The sequence below is a fragment of the Flavobacterium glycines genome, assembly GCF_900100165.1.
Taxonomy (GTDB): Bacteria; Bacteroidota; Bacteroidia; order Flavobacteriales; family Flavobacteriaceae; genus Flavobacterium; species Flavobacterium glycines.
Map to the genome: position 1 here is coordinate 1,957,953 of NZ_FNEO01000001.1, position 17,902 is coordinate 1,975,854.

Annotated in this window: 17 protein-coding genes; 7 read left to right on the forward strand and 10 right to left on the reverse strand. The window is 31.4% G+C overall.

Features of this window, described 5'->3' with window-relative positions:
* Positions 1-11 precede the first annotated feature (11 nt).
* The 7 genes from BLR17_RS07960 to BLR17_RS16570 form a co-directional block, all read right to left on the reverse strand.
* Positions 12-2,000 (reverse strand): KUP/HAK/KT family potassium transporter, encoded by a 1,989-nt coding sequence (locus BLR17_RS07960; RefSeq protein ID WP_066324111.1) that lies wholly within the window; start codon positions 1,998-2,000, stop codon positions 12-14.
* 118 nt (positions 2,001-2,118) lie between these two features.
* Positions 2,119-3,375 (reverse strand): hypothetical protein, encoded by a 1,257-nt coding sequence (locus tag BLR17_RS07965; RefSeq protein WP_066324113.1) that lies wholly within the window; start codon positions 3,373-3,375, stop codon positions 2,119-2,121.
* Between the two features lie 172 nt (positions 3,376-3,547).
* Positions 3,548-4,003, reverse strand: coding sequence for a sensor of ECF-type sigma factor (locus BLR17_RS07970; RefSeq protein WP_307725421.1), 456 nt, complete (start codon positions 4,001-4,003; stop codon positions 3,548-3,550).
* 18 nt (positions 4,004-4,021) lie between these two features.
* Positions 4,022-4,438 (reverse strand): hypothetical protein, encoded by a 417-nt coding sequence (locus tag BLR17_RS07975; RefSeq protein WP_066324117.1) that lies wholly within the window; start codon positions 4,436-4,438, stop codon positions 4,022-4,024.
* Between the two features lie 33 nt (positions 4,439-4,471).
* On the reverse strand, positions 4,472-5,014 hold the full coding sequence (locus BLR17_RS07980) for an RNA polymerase sigma factor (protein WP_066324118.1): 543 nt from the start codon (positions 5,012-5,014) through the stop codon (positions 4,472-4,474).
* 60 nt (positions 5,015-5,074) lie between these two features.
* A complete protein-coding gene (locus BLR17_RS07985; protein ID WP_066324422.1) occupies positions 5,075-6,181 on the reverse strand; it encodes an SRPBCC family protein in 1,107 nt (368 codons plus the stop codon).
* A gap of 236 nt (positions 6,182-6,417) precedes the next feature.
* A complete protein-coding gene (locus BLR17_RS16570; protein ID WP_066324121.1) occupies positions 6,418-6,606 on the reverse strand; it encodes a hypothetical protein in 189 nt (62 codons plus the stop codon).
* 81 nt (positions 6,607-6,687) lie between these two features.
* Here BLR17_RS16570 and BLR17_RS07995 point away from each other — a divergent pair, with 81 nt between their 5' ends.
* Complete coding sequence (locus tag BLR17_RS07995) at positions 6,688-7,077, forward strand: pyrophosphohydrolase domain-containing protein (RefSeq protein ID WP_066324124.1); 390 nt, start codon at positions 6,688-6,690, stop codon at positions 7,075-7,077.
* Positions 7,078-7,149: 72 nt separating this feature from the next.
* Here BLR17_RS07995 and BLR17_RS08000 read toward each other — a convergent pair whose 3' ends face one another.
* Positions 7,150-8,217 (reverse strand): branched-chain amino acid aminotransferase, encoded by a 1,068-nt coding sequence (locus BLR17_RS08000; protein ID WP_066324126.1) that lies wholly within the window; start codon positions 8,215-8,217, stop codon positions 7,150-7,152.
* A gap of 289 nt (positions 8,218-8,506) precedes the next feature.
* On the opposite strand from BLR17_RS08000, the gene mnmD reads away from it, so the two are divergent.
* The 3 genes from mnmD to BLR17_RS16575 all read left to right on the forward strand — a co-directional run bounded on the left by mnmD (position 8,507) and on the right by BLR17_RS16575 (position 9,925).
* Positions 8,507-9,166 carry a tRNA (5-methylaminomethyl-2-thiouridine)(34)-methyltransferase MnmC2 gene (gene mnmD, locus BLR17_RS08005; RefSeq protein WP_066324127.1) on the forward strand — a complete coding sequence of 220 codons (660 nt, stop codon included), beginning with the start codon at positions 8,507-8,509 and terminating at the stop codon, positions 9,164-9,166.
* A 141-nt stretch (positions 9,167-9,307) separates the two neighbouring features.
* On the forward strand, positions 9,308-9,505 hold the full coding sequence (locus BLR17_RS08010; RefSeq protein ID WP_066324130.1) for a hypothetical protein: 198 nt from the start codon (positions 9,308-9,310) through the stop codon (positions 9,503-9,505).
* 219 nt (positions 9,506-9,724) lie between these two features.
* Positions 9,725-9,925, forward strand: a complete 201-nt coding sequence (locus BLR17_RS16575; protein ID WP_066324133.1) for a hypothetical protein — start codon at positions 9,725-9,727, stop codon at positions 9,923-9,925.
* Between the two features lie 31 nt (positions 9,926-9,956).
* On the opposite strand, the gene BLR17_RS08020 is transcribed toward BLR17_RS16575, so the two are convergent.
* Positions 9,957-10,898, reverse strand: coding sequence for a LysR substrate-binding domain-containing protein (locus BLR17_RS08020; RefSeq protein ID WP_066324136.1), 942 nt, complete (start codon positions 10,896-10,898; stop codon positions 9,957-9,959).
* Between the two features lie 275 nt (positions 10,899-11,173).
* Between BLR17_RS08020 and BLR17_RS08025 the strand changes: the two genes are divergently transcribed.
* The 3 genes from BLR17_RS08025 (at position 11,174) to can (ending at position 13,851) form a co-directional block, all read left to right on the forward strand.
* Positions 11,174-11,458 (forward strand): hypothetical protein, encoded by a 285-nt coding sequence (locus BLR17_RS08025; RefSeq protein WP_066324141.1) that lies wholly within the window; start codon positions 11,174-11,176, stop codon positions 11,456-11,458.
* Between the two features lie 81 nt (positions 11,459-11,539).
* On the forward strand, positions 11,540-13,180 hold the full coding sequence (locus tag BLR17_RS08030) for a SulP family inorganic anion transporter (protein ID WP_066324143.1): 1,641 nt from the start codon (positions 11,540-11,542) through the stop codon (positions 13,178-13,180).
* Between the two features lie 35 nt (positions 13,181-13,215).
* On the forward strand, positions 13,216-13,851 hold the full coding sequence (gene can, locus BLR17_RS08035; RefSeq protein ID WP_066324145.1) for a carbonate dehydratase: 636 nt from the start codon (positions 13,216-13,218) through the stop codon (positions 13,849-13,851).
* 108 nt (positions 13,852-13,959) lie between these two features.
* Here can and BLR17_RS08040 read toward each other — a convergent pair whose 3' ends face one another.
* Positions 13,960-17,760 carry a T9SS type B sorting domain-containing protein gene (locus BLR17_RS08040; RefSeq protein WP_066324148.1) on the reverse strand — a complete coding sequence of 1,267 codons (3,801 nt, stop codon included), beginning with the start codon at positions 17,758-17,760 and terminating at the stop codon, positions 13,960-13,962.
* Between the last annotated feature and the right edge of the window lie 142 nt (positions 17,761-17,902).

The following is a 17,902-nucleotide window of genomic DNA, read 5'->3' on the forward strand; positions in this document are numbered from 1 at the left end:
CTTATTGAATTTTATGGTTTTTCGATGTGTATTTCTCTTGCAGCTAAACGGGTTAAATCCATGTTTTCTGGAGTGTGAAGTACCATTGGGAATTTTTCAATTTTTACAGAACTACTGTCTAAACCAAATGCACTTTCTTCGGATAAACTTAGTTTTTTGATTAAGAAATAAGAATTCATAATGATGTTTTCATGCCATTTTAATTCGTTGTCATTGGATAGGTATTTTTCAGAGAGAACGAATTTAAAATCACCAATAATGTTGTTTTTATTTAAAGATTCATAACGGCTTCTAACGTCAACTTCTCCGTTTTTTACCATGTCTTTGATAACTTCTTTAAACATTAAGTTGATTTTTGTAGGCTCTCTAAAACCCAGATTAAAATCTACCCGATATAAATCGTCTTTAAGGATTTCAGTTACTCTGTATTCTGTTTTGTAAGGCTCAGTTAAGATGTTTACGTGAACAAACCAATAAATATCAGCTCTTTTAGGTCTTTTTTGTAAAATAGAATACATTACTTTTTCTTCTATTTCATCAACTCTTCCAGCATTGGTCATATATACCAGGTGCGTAGCATATTTAGGGATGCTCAAGTCAACACTTAGTTCGCTAAGCACTTTTACATAATCCTGAACTTTTACAATTTTAGTATAGCTTTTGGTAATTTTTTTGGCAGAAAACCATATAGACATTACACAAATTAATAGTATTGCAATAATTAAAGTTACGTAACCACCATCGGCAAATTTTGTGATATTGGCTGCAAGGAAACTCAATTCTATTAATAGGTAAATGGTAATCAGCGGAACCATGAAATAGAGTTTTACCCTTTTCATTATCAAATAAAAATTGAGTAAAACAGTAGTCATAATCATACAAAGAATAATGGCTAATCCGTATGCATGTTCCATATTGCTGGATTCTTCAAAATGCAGAACGATGCCCACACAACCAAGGAATAAAAGCCAGTTGATAGAAGGGATGTATAATTGTCCTTGTAATTCAGTTGGGTAATTGATTTTTACTTTTGGCCAGAAATTCAATCTCATGGCTTCGTTTATTAATGTAAACGAACCACTAATTAAGGCTTGTGAAGCGATTACAGCAGCTGTAGTGGCAATAACAATTCCAAAAGGCTGAAACCAGTCTTCCATAATTAAATAGAATGGATTCCCGTTTTTCCCTCCCAAACTTTCTAAAGTCTGTCCTTCATTATGAATTAAATAAGCACCTTGTCCGAAATAGTTAAGCACTAAGGTAGCTTTGACAAAAATCCAGCTGATTCGAATGTTTTTTCTTCCACAGTGTCCCATATCCGAATATAATGCTTCGGCTCCTGTAGTACATAAAAAGACAAAACCTAAAACAAAAAATCCATCAGGGTGAATCGTTAATAAATGGTATGCATAGTAAGGATTAAATGCTTTAAAAACTTCAGGGTGTTCAACTATTTGTATAATACCCAATATTCCAAGCATACTGAACCATATAAACATCATTGGAGCGAAGAATTTACCAACGAGTTTTGTTCCAAATTGCTGGATTGTAAAAAGAATAAATAAAATTCCAATAACAATAGGAACCGTATTGATATCAGGATAATACGTTCGAATTCCTTCTACAGCTGAGGATACCGATACGGGAGGAGTGATAATTCCGTCGGCTAATAAAGCACTACCACCAATAATAGCGGGAACAATGAGCCATTTGATTTTTGTTTTTTTTACTAAAGCATAAAGAGCAAAAATTCCACCTTCACCGTGGTTATCGGCATTTAAGGTTATAACAACGTATTTTATGGTTGTTTGTAATGTTAAAGTCCAAAATACAGCTGAAATACCCCCCAAAACTACATCGGCATTAATGGTATGGTCTCCTAAAATTGCCTTCATTACATACAGAGGAGATGTTCCGATATCACCATATATAATTCCTAAAGTAACTAATAAACCTCCTAGGGTTAATTTGCTGTGCAAATTTTTATGTGATGCGCTCATTTATATTTTTGTAAAGGCCCCAAATTTACTCATTTTTATACAAATGAAAAGTATAATCTTTAAAAAACGCAAAAACACGACCAATGGGTCGTGTTTTTAATAATAGTTTTTTATTTTGTTATATTCTTCTGTTGTTGCCTCTGGAAGAATTATTGTTTTCACCCTGATTAGAGCTTCTGCTTCTGTTTGATTCTGATCTTTGTGGAGAAGATGTTCCTGGTCTTGAGAATGTTCCTCTGTTCGAAGAGTTTTCTTTGTTATTTTCTAATCTTGGTGTACTGTTTTCTTGTTTTGGAGCATATGTTCTTTCGCTTTGATTTTGTCGGTTTACACCTGTTCTGGAATTTTGTTCTCTATTTTGATTATAGTCTCTGCTAGTTGCTCTTTGAGATGAATTGTCTCTGGAATAATCATTATTGTTTTGAGAAAAACCTCTGGAAGGAGTGTATTGTCGGTTATTTGCAGATGAATTTTTGTTTGATTCTCCGGCGTTTGTTCTTGGTGTAGAATATACTCTTGAGGTAGAATTTCTATTCGAAGAATAATCTCTTTGAGTTTCTCTTCTGGCTGTTGAATTGTTATTGTATTGTCTGCCTATTCCATATCCGTTAGAAGAATAATTTCTGTTGTAACCGGATCTTCTTTGATCTAAGTCGTAACGATTTGAATAATTGCTGTATCTTCTTGTGAATGCATAATTAGGATAACGTCTTTCATAGGCGTTAGAGCGTCTGGCATTGTAAAGGGAAATAGCTAAATTACTTCTTCTGTAACTTACATAATTATAGCGATTACTGAAATTCAAACATAAGTTGATGTTGCTTCTGTATCTGTAAACCGGATATGGATTCCAGGCATAGTAATACGATGGATAGAAATTCCAGTACCAATTAGAAATATAAGGGCGGTAGTTTGAAACCCAAAATGAGGCATATATTTGTGGAGTAGCATAATATACAGGTTCATAAATATAGTTAGGACCATATAAATATTCGTTACCTATAAATTGTACCTGAACTCTGTTGTTATTTCTCTCAATATCTATAGTTGCTACATCCTGATACACATCACGATCCAAAACAGATTGTATAATTACAACGTGTGTGTTGTATTCTACCGTTTCAATTACTCGTAAATAATCGACTTCGTTATCATTGTTTAAATCTAAATTCGAAATTTGAATTTCAGGATCATTCAAACGTCTTTCAAAATCTTCTAAATTTCTTGAATCTCCAAAAATAGAAGCTACAGCTCTTAAATCAAGATTATCACTAATTTCGTTGCTCATTGCATTTACAGTCGTTCTGTTTTGAGCTCTAACAGTAGTGATGAAAAAAGAAGCTACTATACCTAAAATTATAATTGTATTTTTCATGGTGATTGATATTTACATTCTTACTTGGGTATATTCAATTACTGTGCCAATTAATTGAAGTCCTTTTGGTATTGTTTTGTGTATCGTTATTCGGAATGATACTGTTTAAAATAAAAAAACCGTTCCAAAACTAATTGGAACGGTTTGTAAAGTTTAAGCGTAATAGTTCTTTTTATCTTCTTTTTCCTCTGTCTCCATACTGTTGGAGCAGTTTTCGATAAAAATCGTCTTCGGATTTTTTTAATTTTAGAATTTTAACCGCTGGTAAAATCGTTCTTAGATTTTTTGTAAATTTTTTTCGTAATAAAAATAATTCTTCATCAGCGGCATCCATTTGGTTAAGTAAAATAGCTGCATCTTTTTCACTTATTCTGTTTAATGCATCATCACTCATTCTGCCTTTGAAAGTTCTCATTTTTTCATGTCTGATTTCAAATTGCTTATCATCATAAGCGTTGTAAAGTGGCCAGAATTTTTCGGCTTCCTGAGTGCTAAGATCCAATTCGGTAGTTAAAAAAGCTACTTTCATGGCTTTTACCTGTTCTTTTTTGTCTTTTATGTTGTCTTGAGCATAAAAACTACAAGTGAATAGTAATAATAAGGGGAAAATTGTTCTAAAATTCATCATCTTTTCTTTTTTGAGGTATTATTCTATGATATAGTGTTCTATATTGTTGTTACTGATTAAAATGTCTTCTATTGTTTGGTCTTTTAATTCAATGTCTTGATCTATGTTTTTAATATCTTCTTCGTCCAGAGCATTTATTAAATCATACTGATTAATGTTTGACTGATAACTTAAATAGTTTTCCAGAGTGATTGTGTCTAATTCATTTCTTTTACTTGCATTCTTTATTAAAGAAGGAATTGCTAAAGCAAGAACAAAAACTGCAGCCACCATCATTATAATTGATTTCTTTTTTTGGAATAATGATATTGTTTTTGGTTCCTTTTTAGGTAATTGATTTAGTAAATTAACTGAGAAATTTTCAAAGTAAAGTTCGTCCGGAGTTTTAAATCCGGATTCAATTTTAGGGATGTTATTTAATTTAAATTCTTTCATGATATCAATTAGACTAAATGAAATGCAAAAGGTTTAATTTGTTGTTAAGAGCGCTTCTATTTTTTTTACGGCATGGTGATAAGAAGCTTTTAAAGCACCAACGGAGGTTCCCAGGATTTCTGAAATTTCCTCATATTTTAATTCTTCAAAGTATTTCATTTTAAATACCAGTTGTTGTTTCTCAGGAAGTGTTGCAATGGCTTTGTGTAGCGCAATTTGAATATCGTTTCCATCAAAATAAACATCCGATTGAAGATTGTTTATTGTGTTGTTTTGTAATGTTTCTGAAGAAATTCCGCTTTTTTTTGCTTTCTGGTTTAAAAAGGTCAAGGCCTCATTAGTTGCAATTCGATACATCCATGAAAATAATTTACTTTCACCTTTAAAATTTTTTAGATTTTGAAAAACTTTAATAAAGGTGTTTTGCAATACATCATCGGTATCATCATGATTTAAAACAATGTTTCGAATATGATTGTATAAGGGTTTTTGATAGGAACGTAACAGTCTCTGAAAAGCATCGTTTTGCGTTTTCGGATTTAATAATTGTTCTATGAATTCCTTTTCTTCCAGCAAAGTTTTTTGGAGATTAGATTTAAAACTGATTGAAAGGTTTAATTTAAAAAAAAAGATTTTTTAAAATTCAGATGTCTCTTCAATTTTAGGTGCTTCAGGGGTTGTATTGTTTTCTATAGCTGTATTGATTGTTTTTTCTTGTGGAATTACCTTTGGAACAATAGGGATGTAAACTTCGGTAGTCCATTTAGAAGGGTTTTTTACATCATTTTTACCCGTTGAGTAAATTTCTAAGAAAGAAAAAATAGGATTTGGAGCTATTTTATTTTGGTTTAAGTAATTGATAGTTTTGTTGTATGCTGTTTTGAGGTGTGAATAATCTCCTATCAGAGTTGTTTTTGCTCCTTCAAAAGCATCTAGTTTTCCGGCAACCATATCACTGCCTGAGCTTAAAAAGATGGCATCCCGAATACCAAGTCCGATAGTTATTCTGGTAAGACCTTTTGGTACATCATAAGTATGGTAAATAATGAAAGGTTTTCCGTTTACAGTAATGTTGTTTTTTTTGCAAAAAGTAGTCAACTTCGGTATGACAATTTTGAAGTTTTTATTCACTTTAGCTATTTCGCTGGTGAAAGTTTGACCAATATAATTCATTATTGGTTTTTGAATAATTCCGTTTTCTTTTGTAGTAAAGGTATTGATTTCGTAATCCAAAGCTTTGTCTAAGTTAACTAAGCTTTTTTCGTAAATAGTACCAATTACTTTATCCACACCACCGTTTAATGCTGTGTAAATTTTGAAGAAAAAGCTCATTTTTCCTTTGGTAATCCAGGTTACTTTTGTTCCGCCAATAGTATCTTTAAAGCGCCAGGTCATTTTTGAAGAAGTACCTTCAAAATCCGTTGTTTGATTAATGCTGTCGTTTTCTTTTACGGAAATGGTATGTGTTTCTCCGTTACCGTCTTTCCCTTCCCATGAAAAAGAAGCTCCTTTGCCGACTGTGTTTTGTGAGTAATTTAATTTTATTTCAGCATCTTGAGTTATCCAGGAACCAAAGTCACTCCAGTTTCTATAATCATTTACATAGTTGTATACCGATGTTTTTGGAGAATTAATAATCTTACTTCTTTCTACAAGGAAATCCCCTTTTTGGGTAGCTATAAATATGGATAATGCAACTAGGCTAAGCAATAATAGAAGAAAGATATATTTTATAATTCTCATAGTAAATTGATTGTTTTCTGATGTAAAGTTAGAAATTTTATCAATATGCAAGCCTATGAGCGTAAAAATTATAAAAAAAGGGGTTGTATTGTTTAAATAGTAGTAAACTATTGTGAAAACTTAAAAAAAATGGTGTTTTCTTTAGTTTTTAAAATTGAAAAAAAAGAGTTTAAAAATGTCTAATTGTTTGTTTGTGTGGTTGTTGAGAAACGTTTTTGGATAGTAAGCTTCCTTTTTTAATGTTTCAGTATCATTTTGATTACAAACAGTAATCCTATAAATAACAAGAAACCAATTAGGATTTTGTAGTTTCCCTTGTAAAAAATCTTGTGAGTGGCAATATCTTTTCTGTACGAGAAAATCATAACAACAATAAAAGCTATAAGAAAACAAACCGCAAAAATTAACTGACCCTGACTAAACATAATTTGAAAAAATTTATTGCAAAAATAGGTAAATGTTTAGGATTAGTTGCTAATTTGCATTTCATTTAATCAATAATAATTATGCAAAAGCAAATTAATTCTGTTAAAGAATTTCATACGGCATTCGGGATAGGACATAGTGAAACTCCTATTGCCGATTTAGGGGAAACTAAAAACATACTTCGATATCATTTAATGAAAGAAGAGAACGAAGAATATCTGGAAGCAGTTAAAAATAATGATTTAATAGAAATTGCAGATGCTTTAGGGGATATGATGTATATTTTATGTGGAACTATAATTGAACACGGATTACAGCATAAGATAGAAGCTGTTTTTGATGAAATTCAAAGAAGTAATATGAGTAAGCTTGGTGAAGATGGAAAGCCAATTTATCGCGAAGATGGAAAAGTAATGAAAGGGCCTAATTATTTCAAACCTGATTTTGCTAAAATTTTTGGAGAATTTTAAATATTTCATCTATTAAAAAGGGCGGTTTTCAAGAATTGAAAACCGCCCTTTTTATTTTTTAAAAAAGATAAATTAGATTTTTACTGTCCAACCAAATGGATCTTCAGCTAATTTATGTTGAATGTTTGTTAGTTTTTCTTTCAATTGTAAAGCAACAGAATTCTCAATTTCAGGTAATTCGAAATATTCATTTTTGTATGCAAATCCTTTTATAGGGCTTACTACAGCAGCAGTACCTGCTCCAAAAATTTCTTTTAAACTACCGTTTTTGATTCCTTCGATTAATTCAGAAACAAGAACAGGTCTCTCTTCAATAGCAATTCCTTCTTTTTTAGCCATTGCAATGATGCTTTTTCTTGTAACTCCATCTAAAATTCTTTCGCTTGTAGGAGCGGTTACTAAGGTATCGTTGATTCTGAAAAATACATTCATAGTTCCGGCTTCTTCCAGCTTTGTATGCGTTGCGTCATCAGTCCAAATGATTTGTTGGAAACCATCTTTGTTAGCTAAGCTGGTAGGATAGAATTGACCTGCATAATTTCCAGCAGTTTTAGCAGCACCAATACCTCCATTAGCAGCACGGCTAAAATGTTCTGCAATAATTACTTTTACTTCTCCTGAATAATAAGCTTTAGCAGGAGATAAAATAATCATGAATTTATATTCGTTAGATGGATTAGCTACAACACCATAACCGGTTGCAATCATAAAAGGTCTGATGTAAAGGCTGTTTCCCAGTCCTTTTTTAATCCAGGCTTCATCTAATTTCAATAATTGATTAAGTCCTTCCATGAATAAGGATTCAGGAATTTCAGGCATTGCCATTCTAACAGCAGAACTGTTAAAACGTTTTACGTTTTCATCTGGTCTAAATAACCAAATGTCATTATTATCATCTTTATAAGCTTTCATTCCTTCAAAAATAGCTTGTCCGTAGTGGAAAACTCTAGATGAAGGATCCATCATAAATGGTGCATAAGGCTTTATAGTTGGGTTTTGCCATTCACCATCTTTATAATCACATTCAAATAAATGATCAGTAAAAACAGAACCAAAATTTAAATTGTCAAAATCTACTTCGTTAATTTTTGTATTAGGTGCTTTTATAATTTCAATTTTGTTGGCTTGAGTTGTACTCATAATAATGTGTTTTTGTTTTTTTGAATGTATAATTAAGCTTTGGTGTTAAATTTCAGTTTATGATGAAATTAAACTTTGTTTCCTGCAAAAATACATAAAAAAGGACAAAATACTTGCTAAAAATTTACTATTTGTTGCTGTTAAATCTGATTTTCGTACTTATTTAAAATAAAACGAAAAAAGATAAACATTTATATGAAATATGCAATAAATCATTTTTTTTGAAGCTTTGGTTGCCATTTTTTTTAAGTAATTTTGGTTGTTGGTATGTTAAAAAAACGAAGAAAAATTGAAAAGAGAAATAATAAAAACTAAAGATGGCTCAACTACAATTCATTTAGAAGAGTGGAATGAGAGTTATCATTCTAAACATGGAGCAATTCAGGAAGCAAAACATGTTTTTATAAAAAATGGACTGTCTTTATTTGAGGGTAAAACAATTTCTGTTTTAGAAATAGGATTTGGTACGGGATTAAATGCATTTATTAGTTTTTTAGAAGCGCCGGCATTGAAACAGAAAATTGATTATGTAGGAGTAGAGGCATATCCTGTTGACACAGAAGAAATTTTATCGATGAATTATGTTGAAGAATTGAATGCTCAAAATCAATTGCCTGTTTTTAAAAAGATGCATGAATCTAAATGGAATGAAGAAGTGGTGTTAAGTGATGATTTTTTGTTAACTAAAAGACAGCAGTTTTTTCAGGATATTGACGATGTATCTCGTTTTGATTTAATTTATTTTGATGCTTTTGGTTACAGGGTACAACCTGAATTGTGGAGTACAGAAATTTTTTTAAAAATGTATAATGCGTTGAAATCCAATGGTATTTTAGTGACCTATGCTGCAAGGGGAGTAGTTAAAAGGAGTATGCTTGAAGTGGGCTTTAGAGTTGAAAAGTTAGAGGGGCCTCCTGGTAAAAGAGAAATGTTTAGAGCATTAAAATGACTTTTTGTTAAAAATGCAGGCATTTTTGATTTAAAATAATAAAAATTAAAAGACAACGTTAATAATTTTAAAAGCTGTTTTTAAAATTAGTATTTTTACTTAGCCTTAAATTAATGTTTAACCTCAAATTGTTGATCTATTATGTCAAAAGTTATGTTTGATTATACAAAATCGATATTAGAAAGAGTAAGTTTTGATTTAGTACTTTTTAGTAAGGAATTAGAAAAAGCCATAAAAGCACTGTTACCTCATGAATTACAGCAGTTAAAAGAGTGGTTAGTGTTTTTTATAATAGAGAAACCGGAGTTGAAACCATCATTAGTGATAGTAAATATTTGAAAAAGGAATCATTTGATTCCTTTTTTTATGTTTAGCCGGTTTGTTCTGTATGTGATTTATTTCAGGATTTTTTTGCGTACGCTAACTATTTTATTCTATTTGGATGAAATACGTTTTGTCGATTTTATGCGTTTTTTAACTATTACAGTCTTGTACAATCAAGTTAGAATTTTGTAAATTACATTACTTTATTAAAATAACTTTAATACCTGAATTGTTATGCCAAGGATGATATATGATTATACAAAGTCGATACTGGAAAGGGTTAGCTTTGCTCCAGATTTATTTGTGAAAGAACTTAAAAAAGCAGTTAGAAATTTGTTGCCTTACGAGATGGAACATCTCAGAAACTGGCTTTTACATTATACAAAGGAAAAGCCAGAGCTGAAACATTGTCTTGTTTTAGTTGAAAAGAATTAAAAACAGATAGAGTCAGGAAAAAATCCTGACTCTATTTTTTTTGTAAAGGACTTATAATTTGAACGTTTTGAAAAACAATAGCTCCTTTTATAACTCCAGAAATGGTATTTCTTAAAGCTTCTATAATTTGTATTTTTAATTCACTTTTTGGAAAAATCAAACTGACTTCTCTGGCAGGTTTTGGTTCAACAAAATGACGTAACTTCAGTTTGTCCGATTCTTTTAAGTCTAATGTATGTAAATAAGGTAGCAGGGTAGTTCCTAAGCCTTCGTCGGCAAGTTTTATTAATGTTTCAAAACTTCCGCTTTCTATCTGGAAACTATTGCTGTCTGTTCGGGAGCTGTTTTTACAAAGATTTATGATTCCGTCTCTAAAACAATGACCGTCTTGTAATAATAGAATTTCATCAATATTTAAATCATTGATTTCAATTTCTTTCTTTTGAAAATTATGATGATTTTCAGGAATGTATGCCACAAATGGTTCAAAATATAAAACAATTTCTTTGATTTTTTCTTCCATTAGCGGAGTTGCAGCAATTGCTGCATCAAGATGACCATTGTTGAGTTTGGTAATAATTTCTTCGGTATTTAGCTCTTCGATAATAAGTTTTACCTTGGGGTGTTTTTTGATGAAATTATTTAAAAACATAGGTAATAAAGTAGGCATAATAGTAGGAATGATACCTAGTCTGAACTCACCTCCGATATAGCCTTTTTGTTGTTCAACGATATCTTGAATTCTATCGGCTTCGTTTACAATGTTTTTAGCCTGAGAAACAATTTTTTGCCCAATATCCGTTAGTTGAATAGGTTTTTTTGTTCGGTCAAAGATTTGGATGTTAAGTTCTTCTTCAATTTTTTGGATTTGCATACTCAAAGTAGGTTGAGTTACAAAGCATTTTTCGGCAGCTAAAGTGAAATTTTTATATTCGGCTACAGCTAAGACGTATTTGAGTTGGGTAATAGTCATAAATAGAGGATTTTGATGCAAATATAAAAACAATCAATTTAATTTATAATAAAAAGCGTTCTTAAAAATACTTTTTAGAGAAATAAAATAGTCCTATAAAAATTGGATTGTCAGTTAGAAAAGCAGAATTGATTGTAGCAGAATTGAATGTTTATGAGTTAATTTTTAATAGTATTGTCAAAATAACCTTGCTGTTTTTTTATTTATGTTAATTTTTTTGAAAAAAATATTTTCTTTTTTCTGATTTGTGTTTTTTTTAGGTTTATTTTTGGATTATGAAATTGATTGCACGTCTTTTTTTATTTCTCTTTATAGCTTTTTTATCAACACCAACAATTGTTACTTTGATAGAAAAGTCTACTGATATATCTATGTTTTTTAATATGTCCGAAGAAGAGCACGTAAAAAAAGAAGTGAAAGGTTTGTTTTATTTTCTGGCTTCTCCTGTTGCTTTTGAATTAAAAAAAGCAGTTAAGAGAAGTTTAATTCTTTTTGAAAATTTATCTAAACACGACCGTATCTCCAGAAAAATATTTTCTCCTCCGCCCAACTGTGCATAATACATTCAATTCAACGATTTAAAATTTTTTGATATTATTTTTCAATGATATCAGAGGGTATGTGTAATTTATTGTAGTATTATGTCAAAAAAAATTAATCTTTTCGCTAACCTAAAATCTGATTTTGCGTCTGGTTTGGTTGTTTTTTTAGTGGCTTTGCCATTGTGTTTAGGAATTGCAATGGCTTCGGGAGCCCCTTTGTTTTCCGGTATTATAGCAGGTATTGTAGGAGGTATAGTAGTAGGTTATTTAAGTCAGTCTCATATTAGTGTTTCCGGGCCGGCTGCTGGTTTAACAGCAATTGTTTTGACTGCGATTACTGACTTGGAAGCTTTTGATGTTTTCTTGTCTGCGGTTTTTTTAGCAGGCGTTTTTCAATTGCTGTTGGGTTTTGTTAAAGCGGGAAGTATATCTAATTATTTTCCAACAAATGTAATCGAAGGAATGCTTGCCGGAATTGGAATTATAATTATTCTAAAACAACTCCCACATGCTTTTGGATACGATGCCGATTTTGAAGGAGATGAGGCTTTTATTCAAGTTGATGGAGATAACACCTTTTTTGCCCTATTTAAAGTTTTAAATCATTTTCAATTTGGTGCTATAATTGTAACATTGGTTTCTTTGGCAATTCTTATTTCATGGGAGAGAGTGCCTTTTTTGAAAAAAATAAAATTGGTTCCCGGAGCCTTAATTGCTGTAATAGCAGGGGTTGTCATTAACGAAATATTTATAAGTACGGGAAGTTCACTAGCGATAGCTAAAACTCATTTAGTATCATTACCGGTACCTACTACTTTTGAGGAGTTTAAGGCTATTATTGTTACTCCTGATTTTAGGGGTTTGACTAATCCGAAAGTTTGGACAGTTGGTTTAACTATTGCCATTGTTGCTTTTATTGAAACTTTATTGTGTATAGAGGCATCGGATAGGCTGGATCCGCAAAAGAGATATACGAACACTAATGTTGAGTTAAAAGCTCAGGGAATTGGAAATATTGTTAGTTCGCTTATTGGTGGTTTACCAATGACTTCGGTTGTTGTTCGTACTTCTGCTAATAACAATGCTGGAGCTAAGTCTAAAATGTCTACTATTATTCACGGAGTATTACTTTTATTGAGTGTGTTGATTATTCCGGGCTTATTAAATAAGATTCCTCTGGCTACTTTAGCTACGGTTTTAATATTAGTGGGATATAAATTGGCTAAGCCTTCTACCATTAAACACTTTTTAGAAAAAGGAAAATATCAATTTGTCCCTTTTATTGCAACTATGGTTGCTGTGGTGGCAACTGATTTGTTAAAAGGAGTAATGCTTGGAATTATTATCAGTATTATTTTTGTTTTAAAAGGGAATTTAAAAAGAGCTTATACTTTCAAAAAAGAAGAATATGTTGATGGAGACATTATTCATATCGATTTGGCACAGGAAGTTTCTTTTTTAAATAAGGCTGCAATTAAGAGCACATTGAAGGCTATTCCTGAAAATTCTAAAGTTGTTATTTCGGCTCATGACACGGTATATATTGCTCATGATATTTTGGATTTAATAAAAGAATTTACAACAATTAGAGCTGTTGAAGAAAATATTAAGGTAAAATTAAAAGGTTTTAAACAAGCTTATCAGTTAGAAAATTCAGATGAAGTGCCTAATCATGTGTCTATAGAGCATTATTATGATGTTGCTAAAAGGAAATTGATTACGAAAGAAGTTTTTGAATAATAGTAATTAATGCATTAATTCTAAAATAATATAATATGGTTGATTTTTATAAACAGATATTGGAAAATAATAAAGAATGGGTTGAAAAAGCATTAGAGAAAGACCCTAATTATTTTGCTGATTTGGCAAAAGGACAAACTCCACCGTTGTTGTGGATAGGATGTTCAGATAGCCGCGTTCCTGCTAATGAAATTATCGGGGCTAAACCGGGAGAGGTTTTTGTTCATAGAAACATTGCAAACATGGTAGTACATTCGGATATGAATATGTTAAGTGTATTGGATTATGCCGTTAATGTTTTGAAAGTAAAACATGTAATTGTTTGTGGTCATTATGGTTGTGGAGGTGTTAAAGCTGCTATGGGTAATCAATCTATAGGTATTATTGATAACTGGATTAGGCATATTAAAGATGTTTATCGTCTGCATAATGATTACTTAGATTCTATTCAGGATGAAACACAGCGTTTTAATACTTTTGTTGAAATTAATGTTAAAGAACAGGTTTTTGATTTGGCAAAAACTTCAATTGTTCAGGCTGCCTGGAAAAATGGACAAGATTTAACCTTACATGGATGGGTTTATGGACTGAATTCAGGCTTTGTAACCGATTTAGAAGTGAATATGAGTTCTAATAAAGAGTTAGATGAAGTTTATCAATTGAGTTTGTAATCAAAAAAAATAGGCTGTCTCTAAAGGCAGCCTATTTTTTTATTATAGTGTTACTGTGGTAGGTAACGGAATCTGATTTTTTAATAAATCTTCAAAAGTTTCTAGAAGTTACCTTTTTAAGGAAAAATGCCCTTTAATAACCCGACTGTCTTCTAGTTGTATAGAATACCAATAATCCGATGCGGGCATTTGCTGTCCGTTGAAAGTTCCATCCCAACCTTGAGTTAAAGGACTGATTTGCTTGACTAATTTTCCATATCGGTCATAGATGTAAATAATGGTTTTGGTATTGAATGAAGTGTTAACGCCTTTAATGTTCCAATAGTCATTATAACCATCATTGTTAGGTGTGAAAAAAAGAGGAATTCCTAATACAGCAACTTCTTTTTGTCTTATACCACAACCATTCAAATCCTTGACAAACAATGTATGGATTCCTGCATTGACATTAGTAAAAACATTCTCCTTTTGATAGCTTCCGTTTTCATCATCCAAACTATAAACATAGTCTCCCGGGCCAGTTGTGCTAATAGTAATACTATTAGATTCAGCTAAGTCTTTAATGTTTATATTCGTTATTTCGGCTATATCCGAAGCAGTAACAGTTATAGTTTTTATTCTTGAACAGCCTTGATTATTGCTGACTTTAACCGTGTAAAGTCCAGTTTTATCTACTGTTAAGGTGTAGTTTTTTTCTGTGATAAGAGGGGTTCCATTGTAACTCCATTCGTAAGTGTAGTCTTTTATGAGAGAATTATCTAATAAACCTGCATTCAAATCCTTTGTAAATGTTGGCAAATTACTGCAAATTATTTCATTCGAAATTAAAGCAATTTTAGGAATTGGATTTATAATAAAAGGCAGTGTTAACGTTGCAGTACAAGTTGGATTTACGGGATTAATTACTTCGACTTTTACATTTTGAGTTGTGGTTACAAAAGGGGTGGGTAATGGGCTAGGTAATGCATTGTTGTTTTGGTCAAAATATTTAACAATCATTCCGGTTTGTGTTCCTAAAATAGTTTTTTCGAATGTAGAAGTGTCAAAAGCATATTTTCCATCTTGCAAAACGGGATCAGTTTCATCATCGCAAGTTGTTGTTAAATTTGTTGGAACAGGAAAAGCTTCTGGCAAAACATCTACGACAAATTTAATTGTTGAATTGTATGAGCAGGCTTTTGTAGTGTTATTAGTCACAATAACTTTCAGTGTTTGCGAAGCAGTTAAAAATGGATTGGGCAATGGACTTAATAATTTAACATTGTTTTCGTCAAAATAAGTTACTGTAACATCCGTCAAGCTATTTAATAATTTGGTTTGTAGATTACTGGTGTCAAAAGCAAATTTTCCGTCTTTATTATCATCACAATGAATTTGTGTTAAGCCTTGTACAATAGGGATTCGTTCCACATTCAAAGTAATATGATTACCTAATCCTATACAATCGTTGTTAGCTTGATTGTCTACTCGAATGTAAATTTTTTGGGTATTTGGATAACCGATGTTTCGATAATTAGAAATGTCTATAATTGCGTTTTTTTCTGCCAAAGCGTCAGCACTATTTCTATAGTAAGTAATGATTAATGGTTGTCCTGCAGGAAATATATTTTGAATTTCATTCGTAACATTACTAAAATCAAAAGAAGTAATTCCATCTGTATTTGTTCCTAAAACAGCATCATCACATTCGGTAAAAACCTTTGAAAAATTTAAAGGAATTTGTGTGGTGGTAACTATTAAATTTAGTTGTGCAATTCTATAGCAACCATTTTGATTGGTTACTTTAGCGTATGTCACATCATTACTAACGATATTGTTGTTGTATGTAGTTGGATTTGTTATTGGGTTATTATTGTTTTGAGCATCTGTCAATGATTTATAAAAAACAATGGTTTCAGTAGTCGCGTTTGTAGTTATTTTATTAATTGCTTCTTCCAAATTAAACACACTAAAACCATCAGTATCGTCGTCACATTGTTTTAAATCGACCATATTTGTAATGACAGGTAAAGGTAAAACTTCGATAGAAAAAGAAGTTGTTGCAAAACAATCAGGATTATCTTTGTTAATCATTTTTACATAAATCGTTTCCGAAGTATTAGTATTAGCATAAGCTGTTGGAGTAGTAATAATTTGAGTTAAAGCTAAATCCTTGTAATAAGAAAGTGTAAATTGATTTGAAGATTGCCCATTTAAGATTGTTGTAGCTCTTTGAGTCAAATCAAAAATTACTTTACCATCGGTATCAGTTCCTATGCTAATATTATCACAACTGCTTATTTTTTGAATCACAGTACTTGGTCTTGGAGCTTCAAATACAGCGATTTCAAAACTAGTAACGTTTTTGCAACTTCCATTTGCTTTATTGGAAACTTCAGCAACAATAGTTTGTTTTCGATATTGAACATTATTTGTGTATGCATTTGGGGTGCTAATGAACATATTGTTTGTAAAATAATTTACATTATATAAATTGAGATCTTGTCCGTTGAGGATAGCTGTGTTTTGGGTGGTTAAATCAAAAGTATAAAAACCATCATTATTACTGTCACAAATCAATAAATCTTGTGGTTTTGTAGCTGTGGGGACATCTGAAATAGTAATGTCTCTTGTTTTAGTTTTTGTACCGTTGTCTGTAATTGTTGTTACGGAAACAGTGAATGTTTCTGCTGTTGTGTAGATATGTGTTGGATTTATACTCGTGGAAGTATTACCATCTCCGAAATCCCATGTTGCTTCTGTGATGTTTTTTACATCTGCTAAAGTAAAATCAACATTTTGATTAACACAGGAGTTGTTTAGCTTAATTTCGGGATTATAAAAAAAGGAGCTTACAAAAGGAGGTAAACCTAATCGACAATTTCTACCTGCTAAGTCTATTGCATTCATTTGAATATCACAGGCAGTGCCAATATTATTTGGATTGTTGATAACACCCAATTTATTGCTGCTTTTAGCAATATAAATTTTATTATTTGGTCCAAGTTGCAGTGCGCCAATCTGGAAGCGATCTTCTGGATTAGTTAACTTTACGCTTGTAATAGGGTATCGGCTTAGGTCGTATTGCATTATTATATATGGAAAAGCAAAAAAATTGGATATATATAATACAGTACTATTTGGAGAAAACTCAACCCCATAGGATCCAGTTTCGGTATAAATTAAATTAGGATTAGAAACAATCCCTGTTGTGTTATCAAAATCGAATAATTCAGCTCCAATTGGAGCATGCGCCATAGCTAATTTCGAACCATCTGGTGATACTTTCATATATCCCCATACTGTTGATGTCTTGCCAGAAATTATAATTCCACAATTTGAAGCAACTGCAGTAGAGCTTAAACCAGATGAAGATAATAAATAACTGTAAAAAGTATTGCTATTCCAGCCATGTGTTACAACCCAATAATCATTTTCGTTTTTATGTTTGACTATAGCTATTTTTTCATCAGAAGGGGTATATATCAGCACATTTTTTTCATTAGTAACTCCTCCAAGTCCACCGTCCAAACTAATATCTATTATAGAATATCGAAAGCCATTTTCGTTTGCTTGGTAGTCTAATGTGAAAACATAATATAAATTTGTTGATCCCGGTTTACGAACTATCGTTGCTGATTGAGAACTTGATGAATGCCCCATTAATCCAGTGCCATTTTGCATTATTTGATGTTTTTTGTTCCAAACAGTTATTCCGTCAGTATAGAACAATAAATCTCCATTGTCATTTGATATACTGGCACAACCTTCTGTAGTTACAAGTGCTCCGTCTGTAAGGGGGGTTACAGAACCATCAGGATGAAACTTTATGCCAGCCTGATCTCCAAAATACCAATTACTGGCTTCTTGTTGTGAGTAAGTGACAAAAGAAAAAATAAGCGAAAAAAAAAGGGAGCAAATATTTTTCATATTTTTGTAAATGGATATTCAAAAATACATAAATCATTAAATAAATAGTAAGAATTTTATGTTTGTTTCCTTTTTTTGAATGCTATTCTGTTTTTTTAAAAGAATTTCGATATAAAAAAAATCCCATTTCAAAATTAAGAAA

Excerpts from the sequence above, each read along its gene's own strand:
- BLR17_RS07960 (WP_066324111.1), bottom strand. The coding sequence starts at position 2,000 with ATGAGCGCATCACATAAAAATTTGCACAGCAAATTAACCCTAGGAGGT.
- BLR17_RS07965 (WP_066324113.1), bottom strand. The coding sequence starts at position 3,375 with ATGAAAAATACAATTATAATTTTAGGTATAGTAGCTTCTTTTTTCATC.
- BLR17_RS07970 (WP_307725421.1), bottom strand. The coding sequence starts at position 4,003 with ATGATGAATTTTAGAACAATTTTCCCCTTATTATTACTATTCACTTGT.
- BLR17_RS07975 (WP_066324117.1), bottom strand. The coding sequence starts at position 4,438 with ATGAAAGAATTTAAATTAAATAACATCCCTAAAATTGAATCCGGATTT.
- BLR17_RS07985 (WP_066324422.1), bottom strand. The coding sequence starts at position 6,181 with ATGAGAATTATAAAATATATCTTTCTTCTATTATTGCTTAGCCTAGTT.
- BLR17_RS16570 (WP_066324121.1), bottom strand. The coding sequence starts at position 6,606 with ATGTTTAGTCAGGGTCAGTTAATTTTTGCGGTTTGTTTTCTTATAGCT.
- BLR17_RS07995 (WP_066324124.1), top strand. The coding sequence starts at position 6,688 with ATGCAAAAGCAAATTAATTCTGTTAAAGAATTTCATACGGCATTCGGG.
- BLR17_RS08000 (WP_066324126.1), bottom strand. The coding sequence starts at position 8,217 with ATGAGTACAACTCAAGCCAACAAAATTGAAATTATAAAAGCACCTAAT.
- BLR17_RS08010 (WP_066324130.1), top strand. The coding sequence starts at position 9,308 with ATGTCAAAAGTTATGTTTGATTATACAAAATCGATATTAGAAAGAGTA.
- BLR17_RS16575 (WP_066324133.1), top strand. The coding sequence starts at position 9,725 with ATGCCAAGGATGATATATGATTATACAAAGTCGATACTGGAAAGGGTT.
- BLR17_RS08020 (WP_066324136.1), bottom strand. The coding sequence starts at position 10,898 with ATGACTATTACCCAACTCAAATACGTCTTAGCTGTAGCCGAATATAAA.
- BLR17_RS08025 (WP_066324141.1), top strand. The coding sequence starts at position 11,174 with ATGAAATTGATTGCACGTCTTTTTTTATTTCTCTTTATAGCTTTTTTA.
- BLR17_RS08030 (WP_066324143.1), top strand. The coding sequence starts at position 11,540 with ATGTCAAAAAAAATTAATCTTTTCGCTAACCTAAAATCTGATTTTGCG.
- can (WP_066324145.1), top strand. The coding sequence starts at position 13,216 with ATGGTTGATTTTTATAAACAGATATTGGAAAATAATAAAGAATGGGTT.
- BLR17_RS08040 (WP_066324148.1), bottom strand. The coding sequence starts at position 17,760 with ATGAAAAATATTTGCTCCCTTTTTTTTTCGCTTATTTTTTCTTTTGTC.